Below are 16,730 nucleotides of genomic sequence, written 5' to 3' on the forward strand. Positions count from 1 at the left end.
GTGTCAGACACTACGGGAAATAAAGCACTACGGGAAATGAAGCACTACGGGAAATAAAGCACTGCGGAAAGTAAAGCACCAACAGCCCGTTACTCCGCCAGCAACGCCCCGGCGAACTCGTCCGCGACGAAGGGCTGCAGGTCTTCCAGGCTTTCGCCCACGCCGATCCAGTACACGGGAATCGGGCGCACGCCCTGGCTGCCCGCCGCCACCGCGGCCAGCGTGCCGCCCTTGGCGGTGCCGTCCAGCTTGGTCACGACCAGCCCCGTCAGGTTGATGGCCGCGTCGAAGGCGCGGATCTGCGTCAACACGTTCTGCCCCGTATTGCCGTCGACCACCAGCAGCACTTCGTGAGGCGCCGCGGCGTCCGCCTTGCCGATCACGCGGCGGATTTTCTTCAGTTCTTCCATCAGGTGCAGCTGCGTGGGCAGGCGGCCGGCGGTATCGACCATCACCACGCCCATGCCGCGCGCGCGCCCCGCGTTGACGGCGTCGAACGCCACCGCCGCCGGATCGCCGCCGTCCTGCGAGATGACCGTAACGTTATTGCGGCTGCCCCATTCGATGAGTTGCTCGCGGGCCGCCGCGCGGAACGTATCGCCCGCGGCCAGCAGCACGCTGGCGCCCTGGCGCTGGAACGTATGCGCCAGCTTGCCGATGGAGGTGGTCTTGCCCGCGCCGTTGACGCCGGCGATCATGACGACCAGCGGCTGCGTGCGCTTGAGATCGAATGCGCGCTCCAGCGGACGCAGGTGGTCGGCGAGCAATTGGCGCAGGGCGGCCTTCACCTTGGCCGGATCCTCGATGCGTTCCTTCTTGACCCTGGCACGCAACGCGGTCAGCAGCTTCTCGGTGGCCTCCAGGCCGGCATCGGCCATAATGAGCGCCGATTCCAGTTCCTCGAACAGGTTCTCGTCGACCTTGACGCCGACGAAGATGCCGCCAATGCTTTGACCGGTGCGCGATAGGCCCTGCTTCAACCGCGCCAGCCAAGAGGCCTTCTTGGGCGCCTCGGCGGCCGGAGCAGGCTCGGGAGCGGGCTCCGGTTCGACAGCCGGAACGGGCGCCGGGGCCTGAGCGGCGGCGGGTGCGGGCTCGGGCTCGGGCTTGGCCTCGGGAGCCGGCTCGGCAAGCGGAGCTGGCACGGGCTCGCGCGCAGCGTCGATGGCCTGCGCGGGCGCCGGAGCGGGCGTAGGCGCGACCGGGGCGGGCGCGAGCGCCTCGGCTTGGGGTTGCGGCGCAGGCGGAATGGGCTCCGCGGCGGCGGGCTCCACCGGCGCGGGAATGGGGTCTACTGCCTCCGGGGGCGGCGCGGGCTGGGCCGGCGCGGCGGGCGGAGGGGATTTTTTCTTGAAGAAGCGGCTGAACATGGGTAACAAGTATATTCGTATCGTAGGGGGCCAATACAGGCGCACCCCCATTGCCGTGCCCGACGTGGAATCGTTGCGCCCCACGCCCGACCGGGTCCGCGAAACGCTGTTCAATTGGCTGACTCATCTGTGGGGCGGCGAATTCGCCGACAAGCAGGTGCTGGACCTGTTCGCCGGCAGCGGCGCCCTGGGCTTCGAGGCGGCCTCGCGTGGCGTGGCCCACGTGCAGATGGTCGAGCGCGACGGAACCGCGGCGTCCGCGCTACGGACACTGCGCGACAAGCTCAAAGCCGACATGATACGCATCCACGTGGGCGACGCCATGCAGGTCACCGAGCGCATGGATGCGTCCCGATTTGACCTCATCCTGTTGGATCCTCCTTTCGGCCAGGGCTGGCTGCCTCGCCTGTGGCCCCTGCTTCCGGGTATCCTGACCGAGCACGGACTGGTCTACGTCGAGGCGGAATCCCCCATCGAGGCCCCCGAAGGATTCACGATTTTGCGGCAGGACAAGGCCGGCGCGGTCCACTACCATCTTCTCGAATTTGCTGCATTGCGCAAATAGATCAATAATCCGAGCTTCGGAGGATGGTGTACACCACTTATAACGGTACGGAGCTCGCATGATCACCGCTGTATATCCCGGCACTTTCGACCCGCTGACCCGAGGCCACGAAGACCTGGTCCGCCGTGCGGCCACGCTTTTCGACAAAGTCGTGGTAGGGATCGCCATTAGCCGCAACAAGAAGCCTTTCTTCAGCATCGAAGAGCGCGTCGAGATCGCGCGCGAGGTGCTGGGCCACTATCCCAACGTGGAAGTGCAAAGCTTCGGCGGCCTGCTCAAGGACTTCGTGCGCGACCAGGGCGGCCGCGTCATCGTGCGCGGCCTGCGCGCCGTGTCCGACTTCGAATACGAATTCCAGATGGCCGGCATGAACCGCCACCTGCTGCCCGACGTCGAAACGCTGTTCATGACGCCCTCGGACCAATACCAGTTCATTTCGGGCACCATCGTGCGCGAAATCGCCCAGCTGGGCGGCGACGTGAGCAAGTTCGTCTTTCCCTCCGTCGAACGCTGGCTGCAGGAAAAGGCCAAGGAACGCCGCGAACAATCCTGGCCGGGCTGAGCGGCCGGCGCCGTTCCTTCCCTGGGGCGCCAGCCGCGCCCTTTCCGCGCTGCATGAGCCGGGCGGGCGGCGGCGGTACAATGGAAACCGCCCTATCGCCCTACCGCAGCCCCGCCATGGCCCTGACCATCACCGAAGAATGCATCAATTGCGACGTTTGCGAGCCCCAGTGCCCGAACGAAGCGATTTCCATGGGCGAAGACTATTACGTGATCGACCCTGACCGCTGCACCGAATGCGTCGGCCATCACGACGAACCGCAGTGCAAGGTGGTTTGCCCCGTGGAATGCATCGAGCTGCATCCGCAGTGGCATGAAGGCCAGGAGCAGCTCATGGCCAAGTACCGCCGCCTCACCGGTGCCGCATGAGCGACGCGGCGCAATCCAGCATCGACCTTCCTCCCGCCCGTCACCACGCCCGCCGCGACATTTCCGCGTCGGCCGTCGCGGCCGGCCTGGTCGCCGTCCTGGTCAGCTTCGGCGGAACCGCCGTGCTGATGGTGCAGGCGGGCCATACCGCGGGCCTGGACTCGGCCCGGATCGGCTCCTGGATCGGCTCGCTGAGCCTGGCGTTCGGCTTCGGCGGCGCCCTGTACAGCCTGCGCACCGGCCTGCCCATCGTAATGGCATGGTCCACCCCCGGCGCGGCCCTGCTCGTCACCGCGCTGGCGGGCGTCCCCTTCAACGAGGCCATCGGAGCCTTCGTGCTGGCGGCGGCGCTTACGCTGGCCTGCGGCCTGTTCGGCTGGATCGACCCCATCCTGCGCCGGATCCCCGGTGAAATCGCCGCGGCCATGCTGGCCGGAGTACTGCTCAATTTCGGCATGGGCATCTTCGGCAGCATCAACCAGCAGCCCGCGCTGGTGCTGGCGATGTGCGCCTCCTATCTCGTCTGCCGGCGCCTGGCGCCGCGTTACGCGGTGCTGGTGGTCATGCTGGTGGCGATCGCCATCGCGTTCGCGCTCGATCTGATACGGCTGGACCTGCTGGACTGGCGCTTCACCGAATTCGTCTGGACCACTCCCGCCTTCAGCACCCAGGCGGCGGTCAGCCTGGGCATTCCGCTGTTCGTCGTGGCCATGGCCTCGCAGAACCTGCCGGGGTTGGCCATCCTGCAGGCCGCCGGCTACCGGCCTCCCGCGTCCCGCCTGGTAGCGGCCACCGGCCTGCTGGGCCTGCTGGCCGCGCCCTTCGGCGCGCACAGCGTCACAATGGGTGCGATCAGCGCGGCCATCTGCACGGGCCCCGAGGCCCATCCTGACTCCAGCAAGCGTTATATCGCCGCAGCCACCTACGGCCTGGGCTATGTCGCGCTAAGCGTCGTGGCGGGCGCGGTAGCCGTGTTCTTCCAGGCCCTGCCGCCCGCCCTGCTGGCGGCCCTGGCCGGCCTGGCCCTGCTGGGCACCATCATGGGCGGCATGGCCGCGGCCATGGCGAATCCCCAGCGCCGCGAAGCCGCGCTCATCACGCTGCTGGCCACGGCATCGGGCTTCAGTTTCTGGGGAATCGGATCGGCCTTCTGGGGCCTGGTGGCGGGCCTGCTGGCCCACGCGGCGTTCGAATACCGGCGCGCCGGCGCGCAGGCCTGAAGCGACATCCCGCTGCCCGCTAGGCGGGCCAGACGGCCACCGGCGTGTCCGGATGCACCTTCATGATGCGGCACGGCACCTGGATGAAATTGGAGATCCAGGCCGCGGCCAGCTCCCCTTCGTCGATCACGTCGATGGCCTGTTCGCCGACCATCATGCTGTAGCGCACGCTGTCGTCGTCCTCGATGACGTCCAGGGGGATGTCCATGCGCAGCATGCCGGGCGCCTTCAGCACCAGATAGCCCAGCCGCAGTTCGACCGTCACCTCGGCCAGCCGCGGGCAGAGCTCGCGGTTGAGCCACTGCCCCGAATCGTTGGCGACCAGCCATTGGCGGTGATAGCCGGCGGCCTCAGGCTGCGGCGTAAGGCCGCATTCGGCGATGGGTTGGAATTGTCCGGCGCTCATTTGCCCAGCAGCCCCTTCAGCGCTTTGTCGACGGCCCCGCCATTCTTGCCCTTGCCGGTGACGGCTTCGCGCAGCTTGTTCTCCAGGCTGCGTTTCAGGATGTCGCCGACGGCGTTCTTCCAGAGCAGGGTGTAGGTCGGCTTCTGGAACGGCCCCTTCACGTGCACGGGGATGGTCACGTCCTTCAGATCGATCAGTTCCTTGCCTTCGGGATCGGCGGCCGGATTCACGACGCGCGCGCGCGCCACCAGATCCAGCTCGCTCTTCACGAAATCGATCGTGGCCGGCTCGCCCTGCGTCACGCGCAACAGCGGCGACACGACGTTCAGGCGCTTCACGGTGGCGACGCCCTTGGCGAACGCCAGGTCCGCGTCCATTTCGGAGAAAGCCGTCTGCTTGCTGGTGTCGGCGGGAACGGTCTCGTCCTGCGACTCCGGCTTGAACGCGGCCTTCAGTTCGCGCAGCGTCTGCGTGAGGTTGATGCCCTTGACCGCGCCATCGCGCAGGCGCAGTTGCATCGTGCCGCCCAGGCCGCTCTTCATGGCATAGGCGTTGGCGCCCGCCGTCTTCAGGTCCAACGCCAGACTGCCCGTGCCGCTCAGCACGTTCTGGTTCGCCAGGTCCATCAGGAACGGCTCGATCGCGATGCCCGCCAGCGACATCTTGGTGGCCAGCTGGTTGCCCTGCGCGGCATCGACCGTCAGGGCACCCGCCAGCTTGCCGCCGTAGAGGCCCGCCGTCAGGCTGGTGACTTCCAGCTTGCCCTTGTCCAGCTTCACCGACGCGCCGACGTCGTCAGCCTTCAGTCCGCGCACCACCAGCTTGCCAACCTTCAGCGTGCCGTTGACGCTCGGGCCGATCAGCGCCGAGAGATTGATCGAATCGTCCGGGGGAGCCGGCGCGGGTTGCGCGGGCTTGTTTTCGTCCTTCTTGCCCTCGGCGGGCGGCTTGGCCGCGGGGGCCGCCGCGGGCGGCACCAGCTTGTCCAGGTCCAGCGTATCCACGACCAGCGCGAAATTCACGCGGGGCGCGTCGCTCAGCCGGGTGATGTCGGCGCTCAGGTCGAACTTGCCGCCTTCGAGCACCGCATTGATCTTGCTGGTGGCCTGGTCCTTCAGCAGGTCGGCCGTCACGCTGCCGATCACGGGAATCTGCAGGCTGCCCTTGGGCAGCCCCGGATCGGTGATGTTCACGTCGCCGCGCAGGCCCGACAGGCCGCCGCTGCGCTGCAGGAGATTCAGCGACAGCGGCGAGGCGAAGTTCAGCTTCACCACCCGTTCGCCGTTCTTGGAAGTGCTGTCGAGCTTGGCTTCCTTGATGTCGAGCTCGCCGGCGTTGCCGCTGATGCCGTTCAGGCCGAAGCTGGCGTCCAGGCCGCTGATGCGCACGCGGCCGGTCAGGGCCTCGCCGGTGGCCGAGGCGGGAGAGATGTTGAGCGCGGGCGCGTCCACGGCGAATTCGAACGGCCCGTCGGCCACGCCGCCCTTGGCGCGGATGGCCAGCTTCTCGATCTGCAGCTGGCTCTTGTGCGGGTCGATCGACAGCTTGGGCATCGCCACGCTGGCATCCACATTGGTGGCGCGCGCGGCGGGGTCGGTGATGTCGCCCTGGAACACGACTTCCAGGCCGGCCACGTCCAGCGCCGATTTCTGGCCGTCGAACGCCAGGTTGCCGCGCATGGCCAGGCTCTTGGCCTCGGCGCCCGGCAGCTTGCCGTCCATGCGCAGGTCGAGCTTTTGCGCGGCATAGCGCTTGACGGACGGATCCAGCGTCAGCAGGGCCTGGCCGGTCAGGTTGGCGTCCACGCGCGGGTTGCCGCCCTCGACGCGCGCGGTCAGGCGCACGTCGAAGGGCTGGTTGAACGTGACCCGGCCGGTGTTGGCGTTGATCTTGGTGACGGCCACCGCCATGCCGCTCATCGCGTCCTGCAATTGCACCTCGCCGTCCTTCAGGTCCAGGCCGGCGATGTCGATCTGCATGTTGTTGCGGGGCTGCGGCAGGCTGCCGTTGGTAATGGCCTGCGCCGCGGTCTGCGCCGCGCCCACCAGCGCTTCCGCCGGATTGGACGGCACGGCCGTGACCGGCGAGGTGCCGCCCACGAGATTGCTGAAATTGAACTGGCCCTGCTTGTCGCGGATCACGCGGGCCTTGAAGCCGCTGATGGCCACGTGGTCCACCACGAAGCTGTTGGACAGCAAGGGCCACACGGCGACCGCAAGCCGCGTGCTATCGATGGAAGCGAAGGTCTCGGAGCTATTCGGCTCGGACAGCGACACGCCTTGCACCGACAGCCCGATGCGCGGGAACAGCGACAGCTCGATCTCGCCGTCGATCGTCAGCGTGCGGTGGTAGCGTTGCTGGACAAGCTCTTCCAGCTTGTACTTGTACGCGTTGGGGTCGAATGTCAGCAAGAAGATGGCCAGGCCAACGACGGCCACGACAACCAACACCACCAGGCCTATCAAAATGCGCTTGAACCACGTTTTCATTGCTGCCCCGTCGGTACCTCGACTGGAAATCCTCGAATGCCGCCCTCCGCGCCGCGACGCGGGGATGGTGCTTTACCGGTGGAAAAGACCGCCCGGCGTGTAGCGCCGCAGGCCTTTTGAGAGGTGAAGACGCTGGCCGGACCAGCGTACAGATACCGCTATCGTAACAAATCGGGCCGGTTTCGCGAGGCCGCCTGGCAATTCGCCCCAGCCCAACTGCCGAACCGCGGGCGGAAAGCCTCCGGAACGGACGTGGAAAGCTGACGGTTTTCTGTCTGGCGGATTGTAGGGCTAGAATAATTGATACATCAATCATTGATCCATCCAATAATGTCCGCCCCCGCTTCCGGCGCCCCCCATTCCCCCGGCCAGGTGCTTCCCTTCCGCCAAACCCTGCTTGCCATGCTCGGCATGTGCTTCGTCATGATGATGGTCGCCATCGACCAGACCGTGGTGGGCACCGCGCTGCCGACCATTGTGGCGGAACTGAAGGGCTTCGAACTGTATGCATGGGTAGCGACGTCTTACTTGCTGACCTCCGTCATCACCGTTCCCATCTTCGGGCGGCTGGGCGACTACTACGGGCGCAAACCGTTCGTGGTGACGGCCATCGTGCTGTTCACGCTTGCCTCGGCGCTGTGCGGCGCGGCCGACAGCATGCTCACCCTGGTGCTGGCCCGGGCGCTGCAGGGTATCGGCGGCGGCATGCTGGTGGGCACGGCGTTCGCCACCATTCCCGACCTCTTTCCCGACCCGCACGTGCGGCTGCGCTGGCAGGTGATGCTCAGCTCCGCCTTCGGCATCGCCAACGCCGTGGGCCCGACCCTGGGCGGCGCGCTGACCGAGCACTATGGCTGGCGCTCGGTCTTCTACGTGAACCTGCCCATCGGCGCCCTGGGCCTCTGGTTCGTCGCGCGCTACCTGCCGCACCTGCGCAACCACACGTCCGGCCCCGTGCGGCTGGACTGGCAGGGCGCGTTGCTCATCGCGCTGGGCCTGGGCTCGCTGCAGCTGCTGGTCGAACTGCTGCCCAAGGAAGGGCTGAGCACGCCCATCCTGCTGCTGGGCGCGGGCAGCGCCACGGCCTTCGCCCTGCTGTACTGGTGGGAAAAGCGTTGCCCGCACCCGCTGCTGCCGCTGGACATGTTCCGCAATCGCGGCCTGGCCATGCTGTTCACGCTGGCGCTGCTGGTCGGCGTAACCATGTATTCGCTGCTGTTCTACGCCCCGCTGCTGCTGCAGGGGGGCTTCGGCCTGTCGCCCCAGGACGCGGGCATGCTGATCACGCCGATGGTCGTCTTCATCACGGTGGGCAGCATCGTGAACGGCCGCATCATCACCCGCATCCGCCACCCCAACCGCATGCTGTACGCAGGCTTCATCCTGATGGCCCTGTCGTGCCTGGGCATCGTTACCACCCACAACTACACCTCACACGCCGTCATCGCCGTTTACATGCTGATGGCCGGCCTGGGCATGGGCTTCATCATGCCCAACCTGACCGTCTTCGCCCAGCAGACCGCGGGCCGCAGCCACCTGGGCATCGCCACCGCGCTGCTGCAATCGCTGCGCATGATCGGCGGCATGGTGGGCACGGCCATCGTCGGCACCATGGTCAGCCACAGCTATTTCAGCGGCGTCGAATCCACGCTGCGCGGCGCCTCGGCCCGCTGGCTGCCTGAGCTGAACGATCCGCAGATGCTGGTCAATCCCGAGGCGCAGACTCAGTTCCTGGCACAATTGGCGCACCAGGGTCAGGATGGGACATCATTGATCGAGATCGCGCGCGTCGCGCTCGTCAGCGCCATCCACGAAGGGCAGCTCATCGCCCTGGCCGTCGCCGTCTTCGCGCTCTGGTGCGTGCGGCGCGTGCCCCCGGTTCAATTGGTCCGCCCCTCCAAGCCGGAGCCGGCCAGCGTCGGAGAATAGCTTTTGCCCAAACAGCAACAAGGCCTGCAGGTCATCCAGCACATGGGGCTGACCTATCGTGTCATGCAGAGCGCATTCAGCAGCCGCGTCGGCCATGCCCTGCCGCGCTGGCGCATCCTCCTGGCCCTGCATGAATGCGGCCAGTGCTCGCAAAAGCACTTGGCGGAGCGCTGCCGGCTGGACCCGGCCTCGCTCACGCGCCAATTGCAGGCCATGCAGAAGCTGGGCTGGATTTCCCGCGCCGTGGATCCTCAGGACAACCGGCTGACCAACGCCCGCCTGACGCCTGCCGGCCAGGCGGTCGTGAACGACGCCCTGCCCAGGCGGGCCGCCTTCTTCGAGGAATCGCTCAAGGGCCTGACGGCGGCCGACATCGACACCCTCAACCGCGTGCTCAGCGTGCTGGAACAGAATTTCCTGCATGCCGCCGGCGACAAGCCGGCGCAGGCCTGACGCCGTCCGGCCTATTCGGGCGGGTTGCGGCGCTCGAACTGCGCAATGGCGCGCAAGAGGAAGGGCGCGAACTTCGCGGCGTATTCCTCCCCCGTCCAGGCGTTGGATGAACCCGACAGGTGCAGGGCCCCATAGGGCGCGCCCTGCGCATTCGTCACGGCCGCGGCCAGGCTGACCTCCCCCACGATGAACTCGTCGACGATCAGGGCGTAGCCCTGGTCGCGGGCCTTTTTCACTTCGGCCTTGACCGCCTTCGCCGTGGTCAGGGTCCTGGGCGTATGGGCCGCCAGCTCGACGGCCGCAAGGCGGGACGACGCCTCGGACTCGTCGAGGCAGGACAGCACGGCCCGCCCGCCCGCCGTGCAGTAGAGCGGCACGCGGCGCCCGACCAGCGATGCGTGGTAGTGCTCGGTCTGGGTCTGGTGCCGCATGACGTGGACCAGCTCGTTGCCATCGAGCAAGGACAGGCTGATCTTCTCGCCCGTGGACTTCGACAGCTCCAGCATGATGGGATTGAGCGCCTCGACCAGCGCGTGCATCCGCAGGAAATGGAAAGTCAGGTTGAGCATGCCCGTGCCCAGCCGGTAGCGCCGCGTCTGCGCGTTCTGCTCGAGATAGCCCTCGGCGCACAAGGTATAGGCGTAACGCTGGGCGGCGCTCTTGTCCAGGCCGCTCATGGCCATGATCTCCATCAGGCCGAGGTCGCCCGATGCGTTCTTGAAACAGTCCAGGACCCGGAAGGCCTTGCCCACGGACCCTACGTACAGCGCGTTGGTCGTCATCGTTTTACCTAATGTACGGGTTGGCTCAGGTAGCACATAATAATACTAAGTATTAAATAACAATACCTAAGGAACAAACAATGAATCTCGAGGCCGGACTCACCGCTACGCAATGGCTGGAAAGCCAACAGCCGGAAATGCTTGCGCTACTGGAGGATATCGTCAATATCGATTCCGGCAGCTTCGACAAACCCGGGGTGGCGCGCGTGTTCCGGCGGCTGGAGTCGTTCTTTGCGTCGCATGGACTGGAGACGACCTCGCACTACGCGGGCGACGTCGAAGCCGCGATCTCTGTCACCGTGAACCGCGGAAGCGACGTGGGCAAGCCCGTGCTGCTCATGGGGCATTGCGATACCGTCTTCCCGGCAGGCGAGGCCGCCCGCAGGCCCTTCCGCATCGATGGCGCCCGCGCCTATGGCCCGGGGGTGGCCGACATGAAGTCGGGCATCGTGATGAACGCCTTCCTGCTGGCCGCCTTCGCCCGCTTTGGCGAAGCGGCCCCGGAAATCACCGGCCTGTTCACCTGCGACGAGGAAATCGGATCGCCGCTCAGCAAGGACGCCATCGCGCATTTCGGCAAGCAGGCGGGCTTCGTGTTCAACGCCGAGCCGGGCCGTCCGTCGGGCAACGTCGTAACCGGGCGCAAGGGCGGCGTGTTCTTCAACATGGAAATCGAAGGCAAGGCCGCGCACTCGGGCGCGAACTTCGCCGAAGGCATCAGCGCCATCTCCGAACTGGCTCACAAGGTGGTGGCGCTGGACGCCCTGACCGATCTCGACGCGGGCGTCACCGTGAACGTCGGCCTGGTCAACGGCGGCCTGTCGGTCAATACCTCCGCGCCCTCCGCCACTGCGGCGATCGACCTGCGCATCTTCGACCTGGAGCAGCGCGAATCCCTGGTCGGCAAGATCCGCTGCATCTGCGACAAGTCCTTCATCACCGGCACCTTGTCCAAACTGGACATCACCGGCGAATTCAAGCCCTTCGTGCCCACCGCGCAATCCCGCAAGCTGTTCGAGCTGTACCAGGCCGAGCTGGGCGCGATCGGCCACAAGGCGGAAGCCGAATTCAGCGGCGGCTGCGCGGACTCCGGCGTCACGTCCAGCCTGGGCGCCATCACGCTGTGCGGCACCGGCCCCGTGGGCGGCAAATTCCATACGCAGGATGAATATTGCGAGATCGGCACCATCGTTCCCCGCGGACAGGCCGTGCTCAACACGATACTGCGGCTTGCCCACACCCAGTGGTAAGCGGCGCAAACGTCGCGGCCCTTCCGCCCGGCATTCTCATCAGGTGCTTTTCATGACTACACACGCATTGCAGACACGCCGCGCCCTCCTCAAGGCCGGCACGGCGCTGGCGTTGGCCCCCGCCGCATGGATGAAAACCGCGTACGCGCAGGCGTATCCGTCCGGACCGGTCAGCATGATGGTCCCCTACCCCGCCGGCGGCCCCAGCGACGTCAGCGCCCGCATCCTGAGCGGCCCGATCGGCGACAGCCTGGGCGCCCGCGTCGTGGTCGAAAACCTGGGCGGGGCAACCGGCACGATCGCCGCGTCCAAGGTGCTGAACGGCAAGGCCGACGGCAGCGTGTTCTTCCAGGGCACGCAGAACGAACTGATTCTTCCGCCCCTGACCAACCGCGCCGTGCGTTACCAGCCGGACGCCTTCGAAAGCATCCAGCCCATCACCGTGACGCACCTGGTGCTGCTGGTGCGTTCCGGCCTGCCCGTCGGCAACGTGGACGAGTTCCTGAAGCTGGCCGGCGAACGCGACGCGTCGAATTCGCTGACCTACGGAACCGTGGGCGTCGGCTCGCTCTATCACCTGATCACCGAATACCTGGGCAAGACCGTGAAGGTGCCCTTCACGCACGTGCCCTACAGCGGCACGGCGCCGGTCATCCAGGACCTGGCCGGCGGCCAGATCGATTTCAGCATCATGCCCTTCCAGGCGTCGATGCTGGAAATGATCCAGGGCGGCCGCTTCAAGGCGCTTGCGGTGCTGTCGCGGAACAAGCCGGCGGTGCTGGCCAAGGTCGCCAGCATCACCGAAACGCCGGCCCTGGCCAATTTCGAATACGCCAGCTACGCCGGCTACTTCGTCAAAAAGGGAACTCCGGCCGCGATCAAGCAGGCGCTGAACAAGGCGATCGGCGACGCGCTGGAAGATCGCGGCGTGGTCGCCAAGCTGGAAGCGGACGGCCGCAACGTCTCGCGCCGCATGACCCTGGACGAAGCGGCGGCGGCCTATGCGGCCGAAATCGCGAAGCACAAGGAAATGATCCGCGCCACCGGCTACGTTCAGGCGGGCTGACGCGCCTCCTGGTTGAGCCATTCCACGAACGCCGCGACCTCCGGGCGCTGCCCGGTGTCCGGCAGCATGACCACGTAATAGGCGAACCGCGCGGGCCAGGGCCTGTCCAACGCCAGCGCCAGGCGCCCCGCGGCGATCTCCTCCCGCGCATATACCTCCGGCACCAGGGCCAATCCCTGGCCGGCCTCGGCCGCGCGTATCAGCAGGTAGTCGTCCTCGAACGCGGTGCCGCGCTCGGCGCGCGGATCCTCCGCCACGCCGTGCGCGGAGAGCCACAGCCCCCAGTCCGCGCGCCCGCCATCCTGCAGCAGCGGATAGTCCAGGCAATCGGCCGGCCCTCGTATGGGCGGACCGGACGCAAGCAACGCCGGACTGGCGACGGGCAGCAGCACCGGTGCCATCAGCGATTCCGACAACAGGCCGGGATAGCTGCCCAGCCCGTGGCGTATGGCGATATCGACCCGGTCGCGCCGCAGGTCCGCCAGGCTTGCCGCCGCCTCGACCCGGATTTCGATGTCCGGATGCAGGCGGGTGAAGCGCCCCAGCCTGGGCACCAGCCAAGACGCCGCAAACGAAGCAACGGTGCTGATCGTGAGCGCCTTGCGCGCGCGGGCAGCTTCCAGGGTCCGCATCACGCCTTCGATCTGGTCGAAGGCCAGCAGCAGGCTTGGATGCACGCTGGCGCCGGCCTCGGTCAGCGTCATGCTGCGGCGGCCGCGCGCGAACAACGGCAGGCCTACCCGATCTTCCAGCAACCGGATCTGCTGGCTGACGGCGCCCGAGGTCACCCCTAGCGCGGCGGCCGCGCGCTTGATGCTGCCATGGCGGCCGACCTCCGCGAACGCACGCAGGGCAAGCAGGGGAAAAACAGGATTCATGGTTTAGTCCATCTAAACATAGCCAATAGATCAAATCGTTTCTTTTCCCGCTGCGTACCGTGCAGAATTTCCAGCAGGACATTCTCCAAGTTTAGCCGCGCTGCTACCACCAAGCATGCCGGCACTGTTGAACGGAAGCTGCGATGATCGACCTCTATACCGACAGTTCACCCAATGGCTTCAAGGCCACGATCGCCCTGGAAGAATTGGCGCTGCCCTACCGCCTGCACCACGTGCGCATCGGAGCGGGCGAACACCGGCGCCCGGACTTCCTGGCGTTGAATCCGCACGGCCGCATCCCGGTCATCACCGACGACGAGACCGGCATTACGCTGTTCGAGTCGGCCGCCATCCTGCTTTACCTGGCAGAAAAAACCGGCCGGCTCCTGCCCGCCCCGGCCGCCGCGCGCTGGGAAGCGATCAAGTGGCTGCAATTCCACGCCTCCAGCGTAGGCCCCATCATCGGGCAGCGCGTGCATTTCGAGCGCTTCGCAGGCACGCGCATCCCCGCCGCCGTCGAGCGCTACCAGCGGCTGACGGAAGACGTGTTCGGCGTGCTCGATCAACGCTTGGCCGATCATGCATACCTGGCCGGAGACGACTATTCCATCGCCGACATCGCGCACTTCGGCTGGACCCACATCGCGCGCATCATCGACTTCGACTTCAGCAGGCACCGCCACTTGAGCGCCTGGCATGAACGCGTGGCGGCGCGGCCCGCCGTGCGCAAGGGCGTCACGCTGCCTGCGCCCGCCACGGACGCATGAAGCACCGGGACGGACACGATATGGACAACATGCATTCCCTCCCGCACCCGACGGGCGCCTCGCACACCGCGTTCCAGGCGCATCCCGGCTACCGGCGCATGTTCGCCCCGGACCGGTTGACCCTGGGCATGTTCCTGCCGCTGCGCTTCTACGCCGGCGACATGCGCGTGCTGGCGGGGCAGGCGGACCTCGTAAGCGAGATCGACCGGCGCGGCTTCGCCGCCGTCTGGGTGCGCGACGTGCCGCTATTCGATCCCTCGTTCGGCGATGCCGGGCAGGTCTTCGATCCCTTCACCTATCTGGCCTTTCTCGCCGCCCGGACGAAAACGGTCGCGCTGGCGACGGGCAGCGCCATTTTCTCGCTGCGCCATCCCATCGACCTGGCCAAGGCCGCAGCCACCATCGACCAGCTATCGGGCGGCCGCCTGGTGCTGGGCATCGCCTCCGGCGACCGCCCCATCGAATTTCCCGCGTATGGCCTGGCGCACGGGGAACGCGGCGAACGCTTCGCGCAGGCGGTGGCGTACTTCCGCCAGCTCATGCGGCCCGGTCCGCTTGCCGTGGATTCTCCGCTGGGACGCTTCGAGCGCGCCAGCTTCCTGCCGCAGCCAGCAGCCGGCCCCATTCCGCTGATCGTCACGGGCGCGTCGGGCCAATCGCTGGCCTGGATCGCCGAGCACGCGGACGGCTGGCTGACCTACCCCGACGCGACGCACACCGCCGAAGGGCCGCAGCGCCTAGCCAACAAGATCCGCGCCTGGCGCCACCGCATCCCCGATGGCGGCTTCCGCCCGCACATGACCAACGAATGGCTGGACCTGGCGGACGACCCCGACCATCCGCCCACTCCCTTGCAGGGAGGCTTCGTGCTGCGCACCGGACGCAAGGGCCTCGTCGACCTGCTGCATACCTGGCAGGCGGCGGGCGTGAACCATGCCGCGCTGGGCATCCAGTTCGCGCAGCGGCCCGCGGCCGAGATCATCCAGGAGCTGGCCGAAGACGTACTGCCGCACTTCCCCTCGCACCCGGGGCCTGCAGCGGCGCCCGTTTCATGGTGAGCGCAGAACGCCTGTCCATCCAACCCTGTTGCCGGAGCAAAGCGACATGAATCCCGACACCCCGCGAAGCGCGGACGCCATCACGATCAGGAACGTAGATCCGGGCGACCAGGACCAATGGGCGGCGCTGTACCGGCAATACGCCGCGTTCTACCGCGCCGACATGGATGACGATATCCTGCGGCGCACCTGGTCGTGGCTGATGCGGCCCGAACACCCCGAGGAAGGCATCGTCGCCGAAACTCAAAGCGGCAAGCTGGTAGGCCTTGCGCACTACCGCTCCTTCCCCAAACCGCTGCTAGGGCGGGATGCCGGCTTTCTCGACGACCTCTACGTCGCGGACGCGCATCGTGCGCAAGGCATCGGCCGCGGCCTGATCGCGGCGGTGGCGTCCATCGCCCACGCCCGCGGCTGGCCCCTGGTGCGCTGGATCACCGCCCACGACAACCATCCCGCGCGGCGGCTCTACGACGGACTTTCGCAGGCAACGGAATGGATCACCTACGACCTGAAGCCGAGCGGATACCGCTAGCCGGGCGGCGGCGTCCAGGCCACCGGCGCGCGCTGCCAGTCGCCGCGATGCCGTTCGATGTGTTCGCGCAGATGATCCACCAGCGTGCGCGTCGCCACGGACGGGAAGCGATTGGGCGCGGTCAGCAGATAGATCGCATCGCCCACGCCTTCGGGCTCCAATTCGGGCAGCACTTCGACCAGCGCCCCTTCGCGCAGCTGGCTCCATACGGCATAGCGCGGCAGCAACGCCACGCCCAGGTTTGCAAGCACGGCATCGCGCAGGAACGGATAATCGCCGGACTGCAGCCGCGGCGCCACGCGCAGCAGCAGCGGGTCGCCATGGTCGCGCTTGCAGCGCAGATCGAACCGCCTTCCCAGCGATTGCGGCGCGATCAGCGTGCAGCCGCCCAATTGCTCCAGCTGCGAGATCGCCCCGTGCCCGTCCAGGAAGGCGGGCGTGGCGCACAGGCACCATTGCACGTCGCAGATGCGGCGCGCGACATGATCCTCCGGCGGCGCGGACGTGATCTTCAGCGCCATGTCGACCTCGGCCGACACTAGATCGCCGATGGCGTCATTGATATGCACGCGCAATGAGATATCCGGATAGCGGCGCGTGAAATCGAGCAGCACGGGCGCCAGGTACAGATGCCCCAGGCCCGTCGGCAGACGGATGCGGACATCGCCGCGCACGCTGCCGTCCAGGCTGTGGATGGAAGCCTGCGCCGTGCGCATTTCATCGAGCAGGCGCACGCCGTGCTGATAGAGCAGCTGGCCGGCCTGCGTCAGTTCGACATGCCGGGTCGTGCGCCGCAGCAGTTGCGAGCCCATCGCCAGCTCCAGCCGTTTCAGCCGGTGCGACATGTTCGAACGGGTCATGCCGCAACGCTCGGCGGCGGCGCTGAGATTGCGCGACTCGGCCATCGCGACGAACAGCCTGACCAGGTTCAGATCCAGCTCTTTGTCAATCATTGTTCACCATTCAAGGCACAACTACGCAGATTGTCCAGCTGACGGACCGAGTCTACCATCGGCTCATCGACTTCCTTCCTTT

17 protein-coding genes are annotated in these 16,730 nt (G+C 66.8%); 11 read left to right on the forward strand and 6 right to left on the reverse strand.

The annotated features are described in order from the left end of the window. Positions 1-89: 89 nt before the first annotated feature. On the reverse strand, positions 90-1,145 hold the full coding sequence (gene ftsY, locus JL37_RS19735) for a signal recognition particle-docking protein FtsY (protein WP_156124370.1): 1,056 nt from the start codon (positions 1,143-1,145) through the stop codon (positions 90-92). A gap of 223 nt (positions 1,146-1,368) precedes the next feature. Between ftsY and rsmD the strand changes: the two genes are divergently transcribed. The 4 genes from rsmD to JL37_RS19755 all read left to right on the forward strand — a co-directional run bounded on the left by rsmD (position 1,369) and on the right by JL37_RS19755 (position 4,085). Further along, entirely contained in the window at positions 1,369-1,935 is a 567-nt protein-coding gene (gene rsmD / locus JL37_RS19740) for a 16S rRNA (guanine(966)-N(2))-methyltransferase RsmD (RefSeq protein ID WP_043546237.1), read from the forward strand. A gap of 58 nt (positions 1,936-1,993) precedes the next feature. Further along, the gene (gene coaD, locus JL37_RS19745) at positions 1,994-2,497 is read left to right on the forward strand and encodes a pantetheine-phosphate adenylyltransferase (protein WP_043546238.1); all 504 of its coding nucleotides are present in this window, start codon (positions 1,994-1,996) and stop codon (positions 2,495-2,497) included. A gap of 116 nt (positions 2,498-2,613) precedes the next feature. After that, complete coding sequence (locus JL37_RS19750) at positions 2,614-2,865, forward strand: YfhL family 4Fe-4S dicluster ferredoxin (protein ID WP_043547072.1); 252 nt, start codon at positions 2,614-2,616, stop codon at positions 2,863-2,865. Then, complete coding sequence (locus JL37_RS19755; protein WP_043546239.1) at positions 2,862-4,085, forward strand: benzoate/H(+) symporter BenE family transporter; 1,224 nt, start codon at positions 2,862-2,864, stop codon at positions 4,083-4,085. Before JL37_RS19750 ends, JL37_RS19755 begins: the two co-directional genes overlap by 4 nt. Before the next feature lie 19 nt (positions 4,086-4,104). Here the strand turns inward: JL37_RS19755 and JL37_RS19760 are convergent, their stop codons facing one another. After that, on the reverse strand, positions 4,105-4,491 hold the full coding sequence (locus JL37_RS19760; protein ID WP_043546241.1) for an MOSC N-terminal beta barrel domain-containing protein: 387 nt from the start codon (positions 4,489-4,491) through the stop codon (positions 4,105-4,107). Beyond that, entirely contained in the window at positions 4,488-6,980 is a 2,493-nt protein-coding gene (locus JL37_RS19765) for an AsmA family protein (protein WP_043546242.1), read from the reverse strand. The genes JL37_RS19760 and JL37_RS19765 overlap by 4 nt, the downstream gene beginning before the upstream one ends. 330 nt (positions 6,981-7,310) lie before the next feature. Between JL37_RS19765 and JL37_RS19770 the strand changes: the two genes are divergently transcribed. Together JL37_RS19770 and JL37_RS19775 are read left to right on the forward strand one after the other, a co-directional pair. Continuing rightward, a complete protein-coding gene (locus JL37_RS19770) occupies positions 7,311-8,909 on the forward strand; it encodes an MDR family MFS transporter (protein WP_043546243.1) in 1,599 nt (532 codons plus the stop codon). A gap of 3 nt (positions 8,910-8,912) precedes the next feature. Next, complete coding sequence (locus JL37_RS19775) at positions 8,913-9,362, forward strand: MarR family winged helix-turn-helix transcriptional regulator (RefSeq protein WP_043546244.1); 450 nt, start codon at positions 8,913-8,915, stop codon at positions 9,360-9,362. Positions 9,363-9,373: 11 nt separating this feature from the next. Here JL37_RS19775 and JL37_RS19780 read toward each other — a convergent pair whose 3' ends face one another. After that, positions 9,374-10,144: an IclR family transcriptional regulator gene (locus tag JL37_RS19780; RefSeq protein WP_043546245.1), complete on the reverse strand. Its 771-nt coding sequence runs from the start codon at positions 10,142-10,144 to the stop codon at positions 9,374-9,376. A gap of 80 nt (positions 10,145-10,224) precedes the next feature. Between JL37_RS19780 and JL37_RS19785 the strand changes: the two genes are divergently transcribed. Both JL37_RS19785 and JL37_RS19790 read left to right on the forward strand, forming a co-directional pair. Beyond that, positions 10,225-11,394, forward strand: a complete 1,170-nt coding sequence (locus JL37_RS19785; RefSeq protein ID WP_043546246.1) for a M20 family metallopeptidase — start codon at positions 10,225-10,227, stop codon at positions 11,392-11,394. A 52-nt stretch (positions 11,395-11,446) separates the two neighbouring features. After that, positions 11,447-12,460 (forward strand): tripartite tricarboxylate transporter substrate binding protein, encoded by a 1,014-nt coding sequence (locus JL37_RS19790; protein ID WP_043547074.1) that lies wholly within the window; start codon positions 11,447-11,449, stop codon positions 12,458-12,460. Here JL37_RS19790 and JL37_RS19795 read toward each other — a convergent pair. Beyond that, entirely contained in the window at positions 12,448-13,338 is an 891-nt protein-coding gene (locus JL37_RS19795) for a LysR substrate-binding domain-containing protein (RefSeq protein WP_043546247.1), read from the reverse strand. The genes JL37_RS19790 and JL37_RS19795 overlap by 13 nt on opposite strands. A 143-nt stretch (positions 13,339-13,481) precedes the next feature. On the opposite strand from JL37_RS19795, the gene JL37_RS19800 reads away from it, so the two are divergent. Genes JL37_RS19800 through JL37_RS19810 form a run of 3 tightly spaced genes read left to right on the forward strand, consistent with a single transcriptional unit; the run spans position 13,482 to position 15,695 of the window. Beyond that, positions 13,482-14,105, forward strand: coding sequence for a glutathione S-transferase family protein (locus JL37_RS19800; protein WP_043546248.1), 624 nt, complete (start codon positions 13,482-13,484; stop codon positions 14,103-14,105). 29 nt (positions 14,106-14,134) lie between these two features. Continuing rightward, positions 14,135-15,163 (forward strand): LLM class oxidoreductase, encoded by a 1,029-nt coding sequence (locus tag JL37_RS19805; RefSeq protein WP_156124345.1) that lies wholly within the window; start codon positions 14,135-14,137, stop codon positions 15,161-15,163. 46 nt (positions 15,164-15,209) lie between these two features. After that, positions 15,210-15,695 carry a GNAT family N-acetyltransferase gene (locus tag JL37_RS19810; protein WP_043546250.1) on the forward strand — a complete coding sequence of 162 codons (486 nt, stop codon included), beginning with the start codon at positions 15,210-15,212 and terminating at the stop codon, positions 15,693-15,695. Here JL37_RS19810 and JL37_RS19815 read toward each other — a convergent pair. Beyond that, complete coding sequence (locus JL37_RS19815) at positions 15,692-16,648, reverse strand: LysR family transcriptional regulator (RefSeq protein ID WP_043546251.1); 957 nt, start codon at positions 16,646-16,648, stop codon at positions 15,692-15,694. The genes JL37_RS19810 and JL37_RS19815 overlap by 4 nt on opposite strands. Positions 16,649-16,730 lie beyond the last annotated feature (82 nt).

Source organism: Achromobacter sp. RTa (genome assembly GCF_000757485.1).
GTDB lineage: Bacteria > Pseudomonadota > Gammaproteobacteria > Burkholderiales > Burkholderiaceae_B > Achromobacter.

What these genes read in the sequence shown, in the direction of transcription:
- JL37_RS19770 (WP_043546243.1), top strand. Translation starts at nt 7,311, where the DNA reads ATGTCCGCCCCCGCTTCCGGCGCCCCCCATTCCCCCGGCCAGGTGCTT.
- JL37_RS19790 (WP_043547074.1), top strand. Translation starts at nt 11,447, where the DNA reads ATGACTACACACGCATTGCAGACACGCCGCGCCCTCCTCAAGGCCGGC.
- JL37_RS19805 (WP_156124345.1), top strand. Translation starts at nt 14,135, where the DNA reads ATGCATTCCCTCCCGCACCCGACGGGCGCCTCGCACACCGCGTTCCAG.
- JL37_RS19785 (WP_043546246.1), top strand. Translation starts at nt 10,225, where the DNA reads ATGAATCTCGAGGCCGGACTCACCGCTACGCAATGGCTGGAAAGCCAA.
- JL37_RS19815 (WP_043546251.1), bottom strand. Translation starts at nt 16,648, where the DNA reads ATGATTGACAAAGAGCTGGATCTGAACCTGGTCAGGCTGTTCGTCGCG.
- JL37_RS19810 (WP_043546250.1), top strand. Translation starts at nt 15,210, where the DNA reads ATGAATCCCGACACCCCGCGAAGCGCGGACGCCATCACGATCAGGAAC.
- coaD (WP_043546238.1), top strand. Translation starts at nt 1,994, where the DNA reads ATGATCACCGCTGTATATCCCGGCACTTTCGACCCGCTGACCCGAGGC.
- JL37_RS19780 (WP_043546245.1), bottom strand. Translation starts at nt 10,144, where the DNA reads ATGACGACCAACGCGCTGTACGTAGGGTCCGTGGGCAAGGCCTTCCGG.
- JL37_RS19750 (WP_043547072.1), top strand. Translation starts at nt 2,614, where the DNA reads ATGGCCCTGACCATCACCGAAGAATGCATCAATTGCGACGTTTGCGAG.
- JL37_RS19755 (WP_043546239.1), top strand. Translation starts at nt 2,862, where the DNA reads ATGAGCGACGCGGCGCAATCCAGCATCGACCTTCCTCCCGCCCGTCAC.
- JL37_RS19795 (WP_043546247.1), bottom strand. Translation starts at nt 13,338, where the DNA reads ATGAATCCTGTTTTTCCCCTGCTTGCCCTGCGTGCGTTCGCGGAGGTC.
- JL37_RS19760 (WP_043546241.1), bottom strand. Translation starts at nt 4,491, where the DNA reads ATGAGCGCCGGACAATTCCAACCCATCGCCGAATGCGGCCTTACGCCG.
- JL37_RS19765 (WP_043546242.1), bottom strand. Translation starts at nt 6,980, where the DNA reads ATGAAAACGTGGTTCAAGCGCATTTTGATAGGCCTGGTGGTGTTGGTT.
- rsmD (WP_043546237.1), top strand. Translation starts at nt 1,369, where the DNA reads ATGGGTAACAAGTATATTCGTATCGTAGGGGGCCAATACAGGCGCACC.
- JL37_RS19800 (WP_043546248.1), top strand. Translation starts at nt 13,482, where the DNA reads ATGATCGACCTCTATACCGACAGTTCACCCAATGGCTTCAAGGCCACG.